The organism is Streptomyces filamentosus (assembly GCF_014654895.1).
GTDB lineage: Bacteria > Actinomycetota > Actinomycetes > Streptomycetales > Streptomycetaceae > Streptomyces > Streptomyces filamentosus.
In genome coordinates, this window is the sequence record NZ_BNBE01000001.1 from 1627620 (window position 1) to 1643431 (window position 15812).

Consider the following 15812-nt stretch of genomic DNA (forward strand, 5'->3'; position numbering starts at 1 on the left):
GGCTCAGCGTCCTCCGCGCCGCCGCAGGCCCAGCGATCCCCGGTCGCCGGCGCGGGCGAGCTGCTTGCCGGGGGCGGCGGGGGTGCCGGTGAGGCCGAGTTCGCCGGCGAGGGACCAGAGGGCCTGCTTGACGGTGGAGCGGGCGTCGAGTTCGTGGAGGCGGCCGGCGTCGACGACGGCCTGGAGTTCCTTGTGGGCGTCGGGGACGGTGACGGCGGCGACGCGGGTGCCGGTGATCTTCTGGACGAGGGCGGGCTGGATCTCGGTGGCGCGGGAGTGGCGGTTGACGAGCGCGGTGGTCGTCTCGGCCTTGCGGACCTGGAGCCGTTCCCACATGCGTACGGTCCGCTTCGCGGCGCGGACGGCGATGACGTCGGGGGTGGTGACGAGGAGGGCGGTGTCGGCCATCTCCACGGCGGCGGCGCCGGCGCTGTCGAGGCGGGAGCCGCAGTCGACGACGACGACCTCGTGGCGGCCGCGCAGGGCGCTGACGATCTGGCGGGCGGCGCGGTCGGTGACCTCCTCGGCGCGTTCGCCCTCGGCGGGGGCGAGGAGGAGGGAGAGGCCGGTCTCGTGGACGTACACGGCGTCCTGGAGGACGCGGGGCGTGATGTCGGTGATGGCGGCGAGGTCGGCAGCGGAGCGGCGGAACTGGACGTCGAGGTACGAGGCGATGTCGCCGCTCTGGAGGTCGAGGTCGACGAGGGCGACGGTGCGGCCGGAGGCGCGGGCGGCGAGGGCGAGCTGGACGGCGGTGAGGGTGGTGCCGACGCCGCCCTTGGCGCCGCTGACGGTGACGACGGTGCCGCCGGGGCCGGCGAGGAGTTCGGCGGCGCCGCCGCCGAGGTGGCGGCGGAAGCCGGCGGACCACTGGGCGGCGGCCTGGACGCGGACGGCCAGCTCCTCGTAGCCGAGGGGGAGGGCGACGAGGCCGCGGGCGCCGGAGTCCATCGCGGCGGAGAGCAGGCCGGGGCCGGAGTCGGCGGTGATGAGGACGACGCCGACGGCGGGGAAGCGGAGGGCGACCTCGCGGACGAGGTCGAGGGCGGGGACGGGGCCGATCCGCTCGTGGACGAGGACGACCTCGGGGAGTGCGTCGAGGGATTCGGCGGCGAGCCGGGCGAGGGTGTCGACGAGCTGGGTGGAGTCGGGGACGGGCGGGGCGGGCTCGGCGTCGGGGAGCTGGGCGAGGAGGGTGGTGACGGCCCGGGCCGTGTCGGGGTCGGCGACGGCCGGCAGGATCCTGGTGGGCATGGCCGGGCCTCACTTGTCCTTGTCGAGCGTGTAGGTGCGGTCGCCGGGGGCGGGCTGGGCGGGGGCGCCGTCGGCGGAGGGGGCGACGAGGGCGAGGCGGACGCGCTCGGCGAAGGTGTCGGCGTAGGCGACGCGCTGGGTGTCCCGGGGGGAGAGCGCGAAGGTGATGGGGACGGCCTCGGTGGTGCGGTTGACGCGGGAGGACTTGGCGTCGATGGCGGTGAGGGTGCCGACGTCGATGACGCGGGCGCCGGCGACGAGCAGCCGGGACTGGCTGGAGTCGCCCTTCTTCTCGCCCTCGAAGGTGGCGTAGATGTTGACGGTGGCCCCGGGGTTGATCTTTCCGGCGACGCCGGTGGCGGCGTCGATCATGATGGCGATCTCCTGCTCGCCGGGGTTGAGCGCGGGACGCTGGACGATCATGTCCTTCTGGAGGAGCGAACCCCGCTTGAGGGTGGTGACGGCGATCTTCCCCTCGATCTGGGCGAGGTCGGTGACGGCGGTCTCGGAGAGCCAGCGCTCCGGCATCGAGATCTTCTCGAACTTGCTCGCGGTCAGCCGCACATAGGGCTTCACGTCGTCCTTGACCCGGTACGCGGTGGTCTCCGGTCCGACCTTCGCGTTCACGTCGCTGATGACCGCGAGGACGCCGGCGAAGGCGCCGAGGGCGCAGAGGACGGAGAGCAGCAGCAGGATGACGCCGCGGCGCTGGCGGGAGTTCATGGCTGTCGTTCCTCGGTCGGGGTCGGGGGCGGGTTCATCGGGTCGGGCCGGCCTGGACCGGGGTGCCGCCCGGGAGGGGGGCGGCGCAGAAGCCGCAGCGGTCGCCGATGAGTTCCATGCCGCACCAGTGGCAGGTCTCGCGGCGGACGGAGGCGACGAGCTGGTGGAGGACGGGGAGGTCGGAGAGGTACGCGGCGAACTCGACGAGCTTCGGGGTGCCCCACCAGGCGGGCGAGGAGGCGGGCAGGACGGTCTCCTCGGCGGGGCCCGCGACGGCCCAGCGGGGGGCGAGGGAGGCGGTGGGCCAGTCGGTGGCGAGCTGGCCGCGGGCGATCAGCAGCCGGGTGGTGAACTCGGGCCCGGCGAAGGCGGTCTCGTCGGCGCCGACGCGGACGATCCGGGGGGTGGGTCCGGCGAGGACGGCGAAGTGGGCGCCGGGGAGCCAGCTCTTGAGGTGGGAGCCGAGGGTGACGGGGACCCGGTCGAGGCGGGAGACGGAGCCGAGGACGGCGCCCGCGTAGATGTAGTGGGCGAGGAGCCGGGCGGCGGAGGCGAGGACGCCGGGGCTGAAGTCGCAGGCGGAGAGCTGGCGGAGCTGGCGGACGAGGACGGCGGCGCCGAGCGGCGGCAGATCGGTCCTGACCAGGGCGATCCGGTCGCTCTCCAGGAGCCCGCGGACGGTGTGCAGGCGGTGCGCCACGGCGGCCGGCGCGGAAGCCGGGCAGACGACGATCACGTGCCCGAACCGGTCGACGAGCCGCCGGAGTTCGGTCACGGAGTCGTCGAGCCCCCGGGCCGCGGGATCGGCGAGGACGGCGGCGTTGGGCGTCTGCGGATCGGTCGGCGGCAGCACCAGATCGGCACCGGTGACCGCGATCGCTGTCGGCACGTCGGACCCCCGTCTTCCCGTGCCCCCCTTCCCCTTGGGTCGCACGTCACGACTGCTGTGCACCCTATCCGCATCCGCAGGAGCCGGAGTGGTGAACACACAATCCCTGACCTCCTCACGGCCTCGGGGCCGTGGTGCCGTACGTCCGCGTGCGCGGGCCCCGGCGGGTTCCTGTTTCCTCACGCACCGCCCTGGCCGTGCAGGGTCTTACGCGCGCTCCGCAGGCGTTTCACTTCTCGGCGAGCCCCGCCGCGAAGATCCTGCGCCCTTCGGCGCGAAGGTTGGCTTCCGCGTTCTCGTCACGGTCGTGGACGGCTCCGCACGAGCAGGTCCAGCGCCGGACCGCCAGCCCTTCCGGTCCCTTCGGCCCCTCGACGGAGCCGCAGACGGAACACCGCTGCGTGCTGGGAAAGAACCGCCCCACTCTGACGAAACGGCGGCCGTACCGAAGGCACTTGGATTCCAGGACGCGGACGAACCTTCCGAGGCCCTGGTCGTGGACGGACTTGCCCCACCGGCCCCTGGCCATGCCCTTCACGTTCAGGTCCTCCACGTAGACCGCTTGGTTCTCGCGGACGACGCGGGTGGTCTCCTGCTCGATGAAGTCGCGGCGGCGGTCGGCGATCCTGGCATGGATCTTCGCGACGGCCAGTCCGGCCTTGCGCCGGTTGACGGACCCCTTCTCGCTGCGCGACAGCCTGCGCTGGACACGGCGGAGCTTCTTCTCCTGCCTCCGGAAGAATCTGGGCGAACCGATCTTCCGCCCCCGCAGGACCGCGTAGGAGGAGAGCCCCAGGTCGATGCCGGTCCCGGTCTCGTCCAGGTCCAGTTCCGGCAGGACCTCCTCCTCGGTCTCGACCACGAAGGAGGCGAAGTAGCGGCCCGCGGGGTCCTTGACGACGGTGACGCTGGACGGCTCGGAGGGCAGCGGGCGCGACCAGCGCACCCGGACGTCGCCGAGCTTGGCGAGGAACAGCGGGCCGTCGTCCCGGAGGCTGAAGCCGTTCCGGGTGAACCGGATCGACTGGCGGCCGGACTTCCTCTTCCTGCGCGGCGGGGCGATTTTCGGCCCCTTGCGCACGCCGTTCCTGGATGCGAAGAAGTTCCGGTACGCGACGTGCAGGTCCTGGAGCGACTGCACCAGCACCACGGAGGGGGCGTCGCGCAACCATTCCCGCTCCTCCGTGCGCTTCGCGGCTGTGATCACCTTCTTCTGCAGTGCGGTGTCGGAGACGTACGGCTCGCCGTTCCTCCACGCCGTCCTGCGCTCCCGCAGTCCGTCGTTGTAGACGACGCGGGCGCATCCGAAGAAGCGGGCCAGGTCCTGCCGCTGCCTGGCGGTCGGGTAGATCCGTTCGTTGTAGCGCAGCTTCATGACTCACCCCCTCGGGATGATCCGGACCGGTCCCGCGCACCATACGTCTCTTGCGCGATTCGATGTCAAATTAGCCTGAATTATTACCTTTTAGTCGTATTGAATCCGCCATCCGCTCCGGCGGCGGTCTTCGTCAGAGGTCTTGACAACCCAATTGGTCTGGACCAACTTGGTGCGACGACGGTGGTGGCCACCTCCCGATCCCCTGACCGCAGTTGCTTCGCGTTCCCCCCACGCGCTTCGGCGCGCTTTTCTCCGCAAGTCCCTCCGTACGACGACGTACGGCACCTCCCGATCCCCCCCGTAATCCCCACCGGAGGACGCACGTGGACCGCACCACCACCACCTCCCGGCCGGTCGGCCGGCGTCTGCTCGGCAGCGCGCTGGCGCTCGCCGTCGGGTCCGGGCTGGCGCTGGCCGGCGGCGCCGGCACCGCCTTCGCCGCCGACGTCAACAACGCCCGGAACGCCGGCTTCGAGAGCGGCCTCGCCAACTGGTCGTGTTCGGCCGGGACCGGCACCGCCGTCTCCACCCCGGTCCGCACCGGCACCGGCGCCCTGAAGGCCCTGCCCGCCGGTCTCGACAACGCCAAGTGCGTGCAGACCGTCACCGTGAAGCCCAACTCCACCTACACGCTGAGCGCCTGGGTCCAGGGCGGGTACGCCTACCTCGGCGCGAGCGGCACCGGGACCGGCACCGGAACGGTCTCCACCTGGACGCCGGACTCCCCGTCCTGGAAGCAGCTGACCACCACCTTCACCACGGGCGCCTCCACCACCTCGGTCGAGGTCTACACCCACGGGTGGTACGGCACCGCCGCCTACTACGTGGACGACGTCAGCGTCTTCGGCCCGGACGGCGGCGGCACGCCGGACCCCGACCCGGTCGTCCCCGCCACCCCGGCCGGCCTCGCCGCGGGCACCCCCACCACCAGCGCGGTGCCGCTGAGCTGGAACGCGGTCTCCGGCGCGACCAGCTACAAGGTCTACCGGGACGGCGCCCTCGCCGCCACCGTGAGCGGCACCTCCACCACGGTCACCGGCCTCGCCGCCGACACCGCGTACTCCTTCCAGGTCGCGGCCTCCAACGCGGCCGGCGAGTCCGCCAAGTCGGCCGCCGTCAGCGCCCGTACGGCCAAGAGCGGCGGCGGGGGCGGCGACAACCCGGCCGTCCCGAAGCACGCCGTCACCGGCTACTGGCAGAACTTCGACAACGGCGCGGCGAAGCAGAAGATCCGCGACGTCCAGGCCGCGTACGACATCATCGCGGTGTCCTTCGCGGATTCGACGACGACGCCCGGCCAGATCACCTTCAACCTCGACCCGGCCGTCGGCTACGCCTCGGTCGCCGACTTCAAGGCCGACATCGCGGCCAAGAAGGCGGCCGGCAAGTCCGTGATCATCTCGGTCGGCGGCGAGAAGGGCAACGTCACGATCAACAGTGACGCCAGCGCCACCGCCTTCGCGAACAGCGCCTACGCCCTGTTCCAGGAGTACGGCTTCAACGGGATCGACATCGACCTCGAGCACGGCATCAACTCCACCTACCTGACCAAGGCGCTGCGCCAGCTGTCCGCCCTGGCGGGCCCGAAGATGGTCCTGACGATGGCCCCGCAGACCATCGACATGCAGTCCACGGGCACGGAGTACTTCAAGACGGCGCTCGCCGTGAAGGACATCCTCACGGTCGTCAACACCCAGTACTACAACAGCGGTTCGATGCTGGGCTGCGACGGCAAGGTCTACAGCCAGGGCTCGGTGGACTTCCTCACCGCGCTCGCCTGCATCCAGATCCAGGGCGGCCTCGACCCGTCCCAGGTCGGCCTGGGCGTCCCCGCCTCCACCCGCGGCGCGGGCAGCGGCTACGTCTCCCCGGCGATCGTGAACAACGCGATCGACTGCCTCACCAAGCTGACGGGCTGCGGCACCTTCAAGCCCGCACAGGCGTGGCCGACCCTGCGGGGCGCCATGACCTGGTCCACCAACTGGGACGCGACGGCCGGAAACGCCTGGTCGAACGCGGTCGGCCCGCACGTCCACGCCCTGCCGTAACCCCTCCCGACCCCCCATCGCGGCGCCGCCGGTCCTCCGGCGGCGCCGTGCCGCGTTCCCGGGCCCCTCGCCCGACGTGGCGGCGATCATGGCCGAACTCCCCTCCTTGACCCGTCCATGACATGGCCGCACCATGTGCCCCGGACACCCGCACCTGTTGTCGCACTCCCCCACACTCCCGACCCAGGAGACACCATGCGACGTCCCCGACGCGGCAGAAGGTCCGCCACCCTCGCGGCCCTCGTGGCGCTCGCCCTCGCGGCGCCCCTCTCCGCCCTCTCCTCCTCGCCCGCCGGCGCCGACCCGGCGACCGCCCGCGCCGACCGGGAGGTGATCCGGCAGTACGAGGTCGCCGGACCCGCCACCCCCGCCGCCCGCACCGCGCTCGCCGCCACCGGAGTCTCGATCGACGAGGTCGACGCCCGCTCGGTCGTGGTCAGCGCCGACGGCCGGCAGCTCGCCCGCCTGAAGGACCTCGGCTACGAGGTCACCGCGCTGCCCGCGCCCCCCGACCGGGGCGGGGCCGCCCGCTCCGCCCTCGGCCCGCTCGACTTCCCCTCCGCCGACGCGAAGTACCACAACCACGCCGAGATGACCGCGGAGATCGACCAGCGGCTCGCCGCGTACCCGTCGATCATGAGCAAGCGGGTCATCGGCAAGACCTACCAGGGCCGCGACATCATCGCCGTCAAGGTCAGCGACAACGTCGGCACCGACGAGGACGAGCCCGAGGTCCTCTTCACCCACCACCAGCACGCCCGCGAGCACCTCACCGTCGAGATGGCGCTCTACCTGCTGCGCGAACTCGGCGCCGGATACGGCTCCGACCCCCGGATCACCAGCGCGGTGAACGGCCGCGAGATCTGGATCGTGCCCGACCTCAACCCGGACGGCGGCGAGTACGACATCGCCTCCGGCTCCTACCGCAGCTGGCGCAAGAACCGGCAGCCCAACACCGGCTCATCCGCCGTCGGCACCGACCTGAACCGCAACTGGGACTACAAGTGGGGCTGCTGCGGCGGCTCCTCCGGCACCAAGAGCTCCGAGACCTACCGGGGCACCGCCCCCGAGTCGGCCCCCGAGGTGAAGGTCGTCGCCGACTTCGTCCGCTCCCGCGTGGTGGGCGGCAAGCAGCAGATCAAGGCCGGCATCGACTTCCACACGTACAGCGAACTCGTCCTGTGGCCCTTCGGCTGGACCGGCGCGGACACCGCCCCCGGCATGACCCAGGACGACCGCGACGCCTTCGCCACCGTCGGCGGCAAGATGGCCGCCAGCAACGGCTACACGCCCGAGCAGTCCAGTGACCTGTACATCACGGACGGCTCGATCGACGACTACCTCTGGGGCGCCCACAAGATCTTCGGGTACACCTTCGAGATGTACCCGACCTCGTCCTGGAACGGCGGCTTCTACCCGCCCGACGAGGTCATCGAGCGCGAGACGAGCCGCAACCGGGACGCCGTCCTCCAGCTCCTGGAGAACGCCGACTGCATGTACCGCTCGATCGGCAAGCAGGCCCAGTACTGCGCGAGCTGACGTCCGGTCAGGACGCCTCGTCGAAGTAGGCGTCCAGGACCGCGTCCAGCTCCGTCTCCCAGACCGCGATGCCGCCCCTGTCCGGCGCGATGATCTCGATCGGGTACCAGCGCCGGTCAGGGGTGTGCACGGTGACGGTGAACCGCTTCCCGAACCGCCCCTTCTCGCTCTCGACGGCGGCGATCTCGTCCCACCGGAACTCGCACGCCTCCTCGTCGAAGCTCAGCCGCACGCCCTCGGCGTCGGCCACGATCCGCCCCCGCCGGTCGGCGGCCTCGAAGACGGGCCCGTCGGCCGGCGCGGACGCGTCCGCGGCCTCAGGGGCTTCCTCGGCGGCGTCCTCCGGGGCTCCGGTCTCCGGGGCCTCGTTCTCCGGGGCCCCGGAGACCTCCGGGGCCCCGGTCTCCGCCGGGTCCTCCCCGGGGGCGGGCGCGATCGTCGCTCCCGTGATCCCGGGGATGAACGCCGGGTCGGCCGAGGCGGCGTGCAAGGGCTGCTGTATGGGTCCGTTGCTCTGCTCCACGGCGGCAGTATGGCCGACGCCCCTGTGAGGGACCCATACAGGGGTCAGCCGAGGACCGCGAGCGCGTCGATCTCGATGAGGAGGCCCTTGGGGAGTCCGACGTAGACGGTGGTGCGGGCGGCGGGCGGGGCCTTCAGGTCCTGCTCCTCGAAGTACTGGTTGTAGAGCGCGTTCATCTCGGCGAAGTGGTCCACGTCCGTGAGGTAGACGCGCATCATCATCACGTCGTCCCAGCCCGCGCCGCCCTCCTCCAGGATCGCCTTGACGTTGGCGAAGGTCTGGAGGGTCTGCTCGCGCAGCGTCGGTCCCGCCGGGGTGGGGGCCCGGCCCTCGACCGCCGGGAGGAAGCCGACCTGGCCGGCGACCTGGAGGATGTTGCCCTTCCGCACGCCGTGCGAGAACTTCGCGGGCGGGGTGGTGTGGGTGGCGGGGGTGAGGGCGGTCTTCTCGGTCATGCGGGGGATTCCTCGGTTTCCTTCGGTGGGGTGGTGCCGGAGTAGTCGTGGCTGATCGCCTCCGCCGTGCGGCGCACCAGCGGCAGCAGGGCGAGCAGTTCCTCGGCGGTGACGACGACGTTGGGCGCCGAGACCGACATGGCGGCGACGACCCGGCCGTCGGCGCCGCGGATCGGGGCGGCGACGCAGTTGATGGACTCCTCGTGGCCACCGAGGTCGGTGGCCCAGCCCTGCTCGCGGACGGTGGCCAGCTCCTGGAGGAAGGCGGCGGCGTCGGGGGTCGAACGGGGCGTGTAGCGGGGGTAGTCGAGCTTGGCGGCGAGGGCGCGCCGCTCGGGCTCGGGCAGGTCGGCGAGGAGCAGTTTGGCGACGGCGGCGACGGTGATCGCGACGGGCTTGCCGATGCGCGAGTACATGCGGACCGGGTAGCGGCTCTCGACCTTGTCGATGTAGAGGACCTCGCCGTCCTCGTGCACGGCGAGGTGGACGGTGTGGCCGGTGCGGTCGTTGAGGGCGGCGAGGTGGGGGTGGGCGATCTCGCGGACGTCGAGGTTCTCGACGGCCTCCTGGGCGAGCGCGAAGAGCCGGGCGCCGAGGCGGTAGCGCTGGTCCTGCTGGCGGTAGACGAGGCCGTGCTCGTGGAGGGTGCGCAGCAGCCGCAGGGCGGTGGACTTGTGGACGCCGAGGCGGTCGGCGACCTGGCCCAGGTCGGCCGGGCCCTGCGCGAGCAGCGGCAGGATGCTGAGCGCGCGGTCGACGGTCTGGCTCATCGGGTACGTACCTCCTCGTCGGCCTCCGTGCCGGCGGACGTCCACCCGGGGCCGAGGTGCAGTCTCCCCCAGGCGTCGGCGCCGAGCGCGGCCAGGCGGTCGGCACGGGCGCGCCGGGGCGGCGCGGCGAGGTCGCCGGGGGCGGTGAGGGCGGCGGCGGCCATGAGGTGGCCGTGGCGGAGCCGGGCCCGCGCGTCGAGGCCGCGGAGGGTGCCGGAGAGGAAGCCGGCGGCGAAGGCGTCGCCCGCGCCGACGGCGGAGACGACCTCGACGCGGGGGGCGGGCACGACGGTGAGGGTGTCGGGGCCCGTGGCGCCCGAGGGGCCCGCGGCGCCTTCGGAGCCCTCGGGGCCCGGGGTGCCCCCGGTGTCTTCGGTGCCCGCGACGCCCGGGGGACCCGGCCGGGCGGCGGTCCGTTCGAGGACGAGGGCCGTGCGCGCGCCGTCCTTCACGACGAGGGCGGCCGGGCCGGGCAGGAGGGCGCGGAGGGCGGCGGGGTCGGCGGTGCCCCAGAGGCGTTCGGCCTCGTCGGTGCCGACGAGGACGAGGTCGGCGCGGTCCGCGAGCTCCCGCAGCACCTCGGGGGCGGTGCCGTCGCGCCAGAGCGCGGGCCGGTGGTTGACGTCGAAGGAGACGAGGGGGCGGCCGGGGCGGGGCGCGGTCAGCTCGTGCAGGAGGGCCCGGCAGTCGGCGGAGAGGGCGGCGGTGATGCCGGTGAGGTGGAGGATCCGGGCGCCGGCGACGGTGGCGTACGGGACGGTGGCCGGGGACATGGCGGAGGCGGCGGAACCGGCCCGGTAGTAGACGACCTCGTGGGCGTCGGTGGCGCGGTCGGCGTCGGTGCGGAAGTAGACGCCGGTGGGCCGGTGCGGGTCGCGGCGGACGGCGCCGGTGTCGACTCCGTACGCTGCGACGGTGTCGAGCAGGTGGTCGCCGAAGCCGTCGGTGCCGACCCGGCTCACCCAGCGGGCGCGGTGTCCGGCGGCGGCGAGGGTGCAGGCCACGTTGGACTCGGCGCCGCCGATGGCCCGGGTGAAGGCGGGGACGTCGGCGAGGGGGCCCGGCCGGGAGGGCAGGAAGGTCACCATGGACTCGCCGACGCAGACGACGTCCACGAGGGGTCCGGTCACGGTCACGCTCCTGCGGGGCTGCGGGTCTCGGTGCCGTGTCCATTGACCCGGCCTCGGCCCGGATGTTAGACAGCCGTGAGCGATATACGCAATGGGCGTTGCATGGAATGCAACACGGTGAAGGAGGGTCCATGCCGACCGATCTGGCGGACGAGCGCGTCGACCACCGCTTCAAGGGTCTGCCGCCGGACGCGGAGGGGCTGACCGTCGGCGAGCTGGCCGCCCAGCGCCGCTCCCTCTTCACCGGCGGCTTCACCACCCCGGTCCTCGCCCTCTCGGCCGAGTCGGTCGAGCACAACCTGCGCGCCCTGGAGGAGTACGCCGAGCGCCACGGCCTCGCCTTCGCCCCGCACGGCAAGACCTCGATGGCCCCGGTCCTCTTCCGCCGCCAGATCGAGCACGGCGCCTGGGGCATCACCGCCGCCGTCCCCCACCAGGTGCGGGTCTGCCGCGCCCACGGCGTCGACCGGGTCTTCCTCGCCAACGAGGTCGTCGACCCGGCGGCGCTGCGCTGGCTCTCCGCCGAGCTGGACGCCCACCCGGACTTCCGCCTGGTCTGCTACGCCGACTCGGTGCGCGGGGTCGAGCTGATGGACGAGGCGCTGCGCGCGGCCGGGGCCCGGCGCCCGCTGGACGTCGTCGTGGAGCTGGGCGCGGGCGAGGGGGCCCGTACCGGCGCCCGCACGGAGGCGGAGTGCACGGCCGTCGCCGACGCGATCGCGGCGACCGGCACCCTCCGGCTGGTCGGCGTCGCCGGTTACGAGGCCGAGGTCCCGGGCGCGGACGGGGAGTCGGTGCGCGCCTGGCTGCGCCGGCTGACCGCCCTGGCCGCCGCCTTCGACGGGGACGGCCGCTTCGCCCCGGAGCTGGCGGAGATCGTGGTGAGCGCGGGCGGCAGCGCCTGGTTCGACGCGGTCGCCGACGTCTTCGCGGAGATCCCCGAACTCTCCCTGCCCGTGCTGAAGTTGCTGCGCTCGGGCGCGTACGTCTCGCACGACGACGGCCAGTACCGCGAGAAGACCCCCTTCAACCGGGTCCCCGAGGAGGGCGCCCTCCGGCCGGCGTTCCGCCTCTGGTCGCAGGTGGTGTCCCGGCCGTCCGCCGGGCAGGCGTTCACCAACGCGGGCAAGCGGGACGCCGCGTACGACCTCCACCTGCCGGAGGCGCAGGTGGTGCGCTCCGCCCGGACCGGCGGGATCCGGCCCGCCGACGGGGTGACCGTGACCGCCCTGTCGGACCAGCACGCGTGGCTGCGCACCGAGGACGGGGCGGACGTGGAGGTCGGCGACTGGGTGGGGATGGGCCTGTCGCACCCGTGCACCTCCTTCGACAAGTGGCAGCTGATCCCGCTGGTCGAGGCGGACGGCACGGTCGTCGACTACGTCCGCACCTTCTTCTGAGCGGGGGCCGGGGAATGATGGATCTCGTCCTCCGCGACGCCGAGGTCGTCGACGGCTCCGGCGGCCCCTCCTACCGCGCCGACGTGGCGGTGGAGCGGGGCAGGATCGTCTCGATCGTGCAGGAGGCCGCGGCGGCCGGCTGCCAGCGGCCCACGGCCCGCCGGAGCGTCGACGCGGAGGGGCTGGTCCTCTCCCCCGGCTTCGTCGACATGCACGCCCACAGCGACCTCGCGCTGCTCCGCGACCCGGACCACAGTGCGAAGGCCGCGCAGGGCGTGACCCTCGAAGTGCTGGGCCAGGACGGCCTGTCGTACGCGCCGGTGGACGACCGCACCCGCGAGGAGGTCCGGCGGGCGATCACCGGCTGGAACGGCGACGGCTCCGACCTGGACCTGGACTGGCGGACGGTCGGCGAGTACCTGGACCGGCTCGACAGCGCGCACGGCGGCGAGGGCATCGCGGTGAACGCCGCCTACCTCGTCCCGCAGGGCACGGTCCGGATGCACGCGATGGGCTGGGCCGACCGGCCCGCGACCCCCGCCGAACTCGACCGGATGCGCCGCCTCGTCGCCGAGGGCCTGGAGCAGGGCGCGGTCGGCATGTCCTCCGGCCTGACCTACACCCCCGGCATGTACGCCCCCGACGCCGAACTCACCGAGCTGTGCCGGGTGGTGGCGGAGTACGGCGGCTACTACTGCCCGCACCACCGCAGTTACGGGGCGGGGGCGCTGCGCGCGTACGAGGAGATGATCGCGCTCACCCGGGAGGCGGGCTGCGCGCTCCACCTCGCCCACGCCACGCTGAACTTCGGGGAGAACGAGGGCCGGGCGCCGGAGCTCCTCGCCCTCCTGGACCGGGCGCTGGCCGCGGGCGGCGACATCAGCCTCGACACGTACCCCTACACCCCCGGCTGCACGACCCTGCTGGCGCTGCTGCCGTCGTGGGCGCAGGAGGGCGGCCCGGAGGCGGTCCTCGCGCGGCTCGCGGACGGGGCGGCGGCGGAGCGGATCCGGTACGACCTGGAGGTGACCGGCTCGGACGGCTGCCACGGGGTGCCGGCCGACTGGCGGACCGTGGAGGTGTCGGGCGTCGCGGACCCGTCGCTGGCGCCCTGGGTGGGCCGCCGGCTCTCCTCCTGGGCGCAGGTCCGCGAGCTGCTCCTCGCCGACCGGCTCGGGACGACGATCCTCCAGCACGTGGGCCACGAGGAGAACGTCCGGGCGATCATGCGGCACCGGGTCCACACCGGCGGCTCGGACGGCATCCTCCAGGGCGCCAAGCCGCACCCGCGCGCCTACGGCACCTTCCCCGAGTACCTCGGCCGGTACGTGCGCGAGGAGGGCGTCCTCTCCCTGGAGGAGTGCGTCGCCCACCTCACCTCGCGCCCGGCGGCCCGGCTGCGGCTGCCCGACCGGGGCCTGGTCAAGGAGGGGTACGTGGCGGACCTGGTGCTCTTCGACCCGGCGACGGTCGCGGCGGGAGCCACGTACGACGCGCCGCGCACCCTCCCCACCGGCATCCCGCACGTCCTGGTCGACGGCCGCTTCGTGATCGAGGACGGGCGCCGGACGGACGTCCTGGCGGGCCGGGCGATCCGGCGGACTCCGGTCCAGGCCGGGACTCCGGTCTAGGCGGGGACTCCGGTACGGGCTCCGCCGCCGGAGCCGGGTCCGGCGGCGGCTCCGGTGGCGGGGGGCCAGGGGTCCCGGCGGAGCCACAGCGCGCCCAGGGCGAGCACGAGGCCCGCGAGGACGAAGCCGTACCAGGGGGTGTGGCCGGAGGGCTGGGTCTCGTACACGAGCGCGGCCGAGAGGACCGCGAGGACCTGCCCGGCCCGGCTGTGCCAGGCGACGGCCGCGACGACGACCGTCCCCCACAGCAGGTACCAGGGCTGCACCATCGGCGAGAGCGCGACCAGGGCGACCAGGGAGTACCCGAGGCCGAGGACGGGGTCGATCCGGCCCCGGTAGGCGCGCCACGCCAGGACGGCGACGACCACGGCGGCGGCCAGCAGGCCGGCCCGCTGCACCACGGCCTTGACCGGCCCGGGGTCGTCGGCGACCAGCGAGCCCAGCGCGAGCCCGAGGTCGCTGGTGAGCGACAGGGGGGTGTGGATGGCCCCGGCGACGGACTGCGTCCCCAGCCAGCCGAAGCCGGTCCCGGCGAGGAGGCTCGCGCCCGCGGCGACGGCCCCGGCGATCGCCCCCGGCAGCACCAGGCCCTTCGCGACGCCCCGGGCGCCGCCGCCGGCCCGGCGGGCGACGAGCACCCCGATGAAGAGGAGCGCGACGGCCGCCGGCGACTTCACCATCACCGCGCACCCGACGAGGACGCTGCCCCACGCCCAGCGGCCCCGCACGGCCAGCAGCACGCCCGCGAGCATGAGCCCGGCCATCAGCCCGTCGTTGTGGACGCCGCCGACGACGTGGACGAGGAGGAGCGGGTTGAGCACGGCGAGCCAGAGCGCCCCGTCGCTCCCGTCGCCCCGGTCCTCGCCGAACCCGCGCACGGCCCACGCGATCAGCGCGACCGCCGCGACGGCGAGGAGCCGCAGCAGCAGCACGGCGGGCACGACGGAGCCGCCGGTCAGCCTCACGGCCGCCTCCGCGAGCAGCAGGAAGGCGGGGCCGTACGGGGCGGGGGTGTCGGTCCAGTTCCCGCCGACGCTCGCCGCCGCGTCCGCCCCCAGGTCCCCCGGCCCGAGCACCGACGGCCCGGCCCCGTACACGTCGTACCCCTCCAGGACCATGGCGCCCTGGGCGACGTAGCTGTACACGTCGGCGCTGTGCAGGGGCGGGGCGAGCAGCAGCGGCGCGCCCCACGCGGCGAGCGTCCCGGGCACCCCCCCGGCGGCGCCGCGCGCCAGCAGCACGCCGTACCGCCACCAGGCGGCGACGAGCACGGTGAGCCCGAGGAGCGCGAGCACGGCGCCGAGGACCTCGGTGCCGGAGGACCTCGGCCCCCACAGCGGTCCGCCGCCGAGCGCGGGCAGCGCCCCGGCGGCGTACCCGCCGACGGTCACGGCGAGCGCGCCGCCCGCCCCCAGCCACCGGCACCCGGAACCACTCACGACCCACATGACCAGCCAACCTACCTGCCGTCCCGGCGGTCACCGGCCCCGAGGAGGCCGCCTCAGCGCGGGCCCTTGCCGTTGCCGCGGCCCCGGCCGGGCTTGCCGGACGGGGAGTCGCCGGGTGCGGGCGCGGTGGTGGCCGCCGTCGCGGCCGGCGCGGCCTCGGCCGGGGCCGAGGGGGGCGCCGGGGCGGTGGTGGCCGTCGTCTTCCCGGTGGGGGCGGCGCCCGGGCCGCCGGGCGTGCGGGTGGCGGCGGGCCGGGCCGTGGTGGGGGTCGCCGCCGGGGTCGTGCCGTCGTCCCCCGGTTCCGCCTGGATGAGCGCGGGCGGGCCGCCGTCGTCCCCGCCGGCCGGCCGCCTCTCGCCGGTGCCGCCCCCGCCTCCCGCGAAGAGGGCCGCCGCGCCGAGCCCCAGCAGCGCGATCCCGCCGACGGCGGCCGGCCACACCGCCCCGCGCCCCCGCCGGGCGGAGGCGTGACGACGGCGCCCGCGCGCGGGTCTCTCAGGGTCCTCGAAGCTCATGGCCACGCATTCTAGGGATCACCGGGGACACCGGTTCCGGGGATCACCGGGGGCACCGGCGGGGGCGGCTCCCCGGCCGTCGCGCGGGTGACGTGTCCGAGAACACGAG

14 protein-coding genes are annotated in these 15812 nt (G+C 74.1%); 4 read left to right on the forward strand and 10 right to left on the reverse strand.

The window, feature by feature from the left end; translation table 11 throughout:
* Window positions 1-3 precede the first annotated feature (3 nt).
* From IE326_RS07035 to IE326_RS07050, 4 genes are all read right to left on the reverse strand, one after another.
* Window positions 4-1254: a CpaE/TadZ family protein gene (locus IE326_RS07035; RefSeq protein WP_150231222.1), complete on the reverse strand. Its 1251-nt coding sequence runs from the start codon at window positions 1252-1254 to the stop codon at window positions 4-6.
* Between the two features lie 9 nt (window positions 1255-1263).
* Window positions 1264-1977, reverse strand: a complete 714-nt coding sequence (cpaB, locus tag IE326_RS07040) for a Flp pilus assembly protein CpaB (RefSeq protein WP_190041079.1) — start codon at window positions 1975-1977, stop codon at window positions 1264-1266.
* A gap of 34 nt (window positions 1978-2011) precedes the next feature.
* The gene (locus IE326_RS07045) at window positions 2012-2866 is read right to left on the reverse strand and encodes a hypothetical protein (protein ID WP_150231218.1); all 855 of its coding nucleotides are present in this window, start codon (window positions 2864-2866) and stop codon (window positions 2012-2014) included.
* A gap of 229 nt (window positions 2867-3095) precedes the next feature.
* Window positions 3096-4241 carry an RNA-guided endonuclease InsQ/TnpB family protein gene (locus IE326_RS07050; RefSeq protein WP_190041080.1) on the reverse strand — a complete coding sequence of 382 codons (1146 nt, stop codon included), beginning with the start codon at window positions 4239-4241 and terminating at the stop codon, window positions 3096-3098.
* A gap of 326 nt (window positions 4242-4567) precedes the next feature.
* Between IE326_RS07050 and IE326_RS07055 the strand changes: the two genes are divergently transcribed.
* The gene (locus IE326_RS07055) at window positions 4568-6292 is read left to right on the forward strand and encodes a chitinase (RefSeq protein WP_150231214.1); all 1725 of its coding nucleotides are present in this window, start codon (window positions 4568-4570) and stop codon (window positions 6290-6292) included.
* 195 nt (window positions 6293-6487) lie between these two features.
* Window positions 6488-7831 carry a M14 family metallopeptidase gene (locus IE326_RS07060; RefSeq protein ID WP_150231211.1) on the forward strand — a complete coding sequence of 448 codons (1344 nt, stop codon included), beginning with the start codon at window positions 6488-6490 and terminating at the stop codon, window positions 7829-7831.
* Window positions 7832-7838: 7 nt separating this feature from the next.
* Here IE326_RS07060 and IE326_RS07065 read toward each other — a convergent pair whose 3' ends face one another.
* The 4 genes from IE326_RS07065 to IE326_RS07080 are packed head-to-tail and all read right to left on the reverse strand — an operon-like array spanning window position 7839 to window position 10667.
* A complete protein-coding gene (locus IE326_RS07065; protein ID WP_190041081.1) occupies window positions 7839-8354 on the reverse strand; it encodes a hypothetical protein in 516 nt (171 codons plus the stop codon).
* A gap of 44 nt (window positions 8355-8398) precedes the next feature.
* Complete coding sequence (locus IE326_RS07070) at window positions 8399-8809, reverse strand: RidA family protein (protein WP_150231207.1); 411 nt, start codon at window positions 8807-8809, stop codon at window positions 8399-8401.
* The gene (locus IE326_RS07075) at window positions 8806-9579 is read right to left on the reverse strand and encodes an IclR family transcriptional regulator (protein ID WP_150231205.1); all 774 of its coding nucleotides are present in this window, start codon (window positions 9577-9579) and stop codon (window positions 8806-8808) included. The genes IE326_RS07070 and IE326_RS07075 overlap by 4 nt, the downstream gene beginning before the upstream one ends.
* Complete coding sequence (locus IE326_RS07080; protein WP_229915428.1) at window positions 9576-10667, reverse strand: sugar kinase; 1092 nt, start codon at window positions 10665-10667, stop codon at window positions 9576-9578. Before IE326_RS07080 ends, IE326_RS07075 begins: the two co-directional genes overlap by 4 nt.
* Before the next feature lie 149 nt (window positions 10668-10816).
* Between IE326_RS07080 and IE326_RS07085 the strand changes: the two genes are divergently transcribed.
* Window positions 10817-12109 (forward strand): amino acid deaminase, encoded by a 1293-nt coding sequence (locus IE326_RS07085; protein ID WP_308440302.1) that lies wholly within the window; start codon window positions 10817-10819, stop codon window positions 12107-12109.
* Window positions 12110-12123: 14 nt separating this feature from the next.
* Complete coding sequence (locus IE326_RS07090; protein WP_190041083.1) at window positions 12124-13740, forward strand: N-acyl-D-amino-acid deacylase family protein; 1617 nt, start codon at window positions 12124-12126, stop codon at window positions 13738-13740.
* Here IE326_RS07090 and mptB read toward each other — a convergent pair.
* Together mptB and IE326_RS07100 are read right to left on the reverse strand one after the other, a co-directional pair.
* Window positions 13737-15188: a polyprenol phosphomannose-dependent alpha 1,6 mannosyltransferase MptB gene (gene mptB, locus IE326_RS07095; protein WP_190041084.1), complete on the reverse strand. Its 1452-nt coding sequence runs from the start codon at window positions 15186-15188 to the stop codon at window positions 13737-13739. The two genes, IE326_RS07090 and mptB, sit on opposite strands and share 4 nt — an antisense overlap.
* A 53-nt stretch (window positions 15189-15241) precedes the next feature.
* On the reverse strand, window positions 15242-15703 hold the full coding sequence (locus tag IE326_RS07100) for a hypothetical protein (protein WP_190041085.1): 462 nt from the start codon (window positions 15701-15703) through the stop codon (window positions 15242-15244).
* Between the last annotated feature and the right edge of the window lie 109 nt (window positions 15704-15812).

Coding starts and splice junctions, on each gene's coding strand:
- IE326_RS07035 (WP_150231222.1), bottom strand. CDS start 1,254: ATGCCCACCAGGATCCTGCCGGCCGTCGCCGACCCCGACACGGCCCGG.
- cpaB (WP_190041079.1), bottom strand. CDS start 1,977: ATGAACTCCCGCCAGCGCCGCGGCGTCATCCTGCTGCTGCTCTCCGTC.
- IE326_RS07050 (WP_190041080.1), bottom strand. CDS start 4,241: ATGAAGCTGCGCTACAACGAACGGATCTACCCGACCGCCAGGCAGCGG.
- IE326_RS07060 (WP_150231211.1), top strand. CDS start 6,488: ATGCGACGTCCCCGACGCGGCAGAAGGTCCGCCACCCTCGCGGCCCTC.
- IE326_RS07070 (WP_150231207.1), bottom strand. CDS start 8,809: ATGACCGAGAAGACCGCCCTCACCCCCGCCACCCACACCACCCCGCCC.
- IE326_RS07075 (WP_150231205.1), bottom strand. CDS start 9,579: ATGAGCCAGACCGTCGACCGCGCGCTCAGCATCCTGCCGCTGCTCGCG.
- IE326_RS07080 (WP_229915428.1), bottom strand. CDS start 10,667: ATGGTGACCTTCCTGCCCTCCCGGCCGGGCCCCCTCGCCGACGTCCCC.
- IE326_RS07085 (WP_308440302.1), top strand. CDS start 10,817: ATGCAACACGGTGAAGGAGGGTCCATGCCGACCGATCTGGCGGACGAG.
- IE326_RS07090 (WP_190041083.1), top strand. CDS start 12,124: ATGATGGATCTCGTCCTCCGCGACGCCGAGGTCGTCGACGGCTCCGGC.
- mptB (WP_190041084.1), bottom strand. CDS start 15,188: ATGTGGGTCGTGAGTGGTTCCGGGTGCCGGTGGCTGGGGGCGGGCGGC.
- IE326_RS07100 (WP_190041085.1), bottom strand. CDS start 15,703: ATGAGCTTCGAGGACCCTGAGAGACCCGCGCGCGGGCGCCGTCGTCAC.